The organism is Halalkalibacter alkalisediminis (assembly GCF_028610705.1).
GTDB classification, from domain to species: Bacteria; Bacillota; Bacilli; order Bacillales; family Bacillaceae_D; genus Halalkalibacter; species Halalkalibacter alkalisediminis.
On sequence record NZ_JAQQWT010000136.1, the window covers coordinates 1 to 728 of the forward strand.

1 protein-coding gene is annotated in these 728 nt (G+C 33.4%); it reads left to right on the plus strand.

The window, feature by feature from the left end; all coding sequences use genetic code 11:
• Positions 1-471, plus strand: a 471-nt coding sequence (locus tag PQ474_RS26225; RefSeq protein WP_273848520.1) for a TetR-like C-terminal domain-containing protein, incomplete at its 5' end; no start/stop codon positions are given.
• Positions 472-728 lie beyond the last annotated feature (257 nt).

Sequence of the window (728 nt, forward strand, 5' to 3'; positions counted from 1 at the left end):
ACTTTTGGGGAGGTACTCCTTTTTTTGTGTCTTGAAAGCTTTACGAGACTTAGGATTCAAATTATGAAATTCACTCACTTAGATAAATTTGATCTATTAGATAAGGTCATGGAAGAACATATAAACAACATGAGTAATTTTTGTGAATCGGCAGCAGAAATGGATTGGATCGAATCGACTGTACACTGTATGGAATACTTTGAGAGTAATTATTTATTCTTTTCAACGATGTTAGTGAGTGAAGGAGCCCCATATTTTCGTAATCGCTTCCTGAAGTTTAATATTGAAGAGTTCAAGAATGATGTGGACATAACAAAAGGAAAAAATGCTGGTCAAGATGAAGAAGTCATTGTTCTATTTGTTGCAAATGCTTACGTAGGGGTAGTAGAATGGTGGTTAAAAAATGGAATGCCTGAACCGCCTCGTATAATGGCAGAAAAAGTAGGAGAATTATTAGAGAGAATTGTGTAGTAACCTAATATTCCCTCTAAATTCTCAAAAGGTTTTTTCTTTTTTCAATCACCTCTAAACAAATAGCGAACCGCCACGCTCTTTTGAAAGTAGCTTTTATGAGTTTCTTACAACTAATGCGTGGCGAAAGCCGTTTGCAAAATATTAGTCTGAATTCAATTGTCAAGAATGTAATTAGATTCACTAGTGTTGCATTAATTTAATTTCACTATTTGAAAAACTCAAAATGTTCAATTTTGTTATTTTGTGCAAAGAAA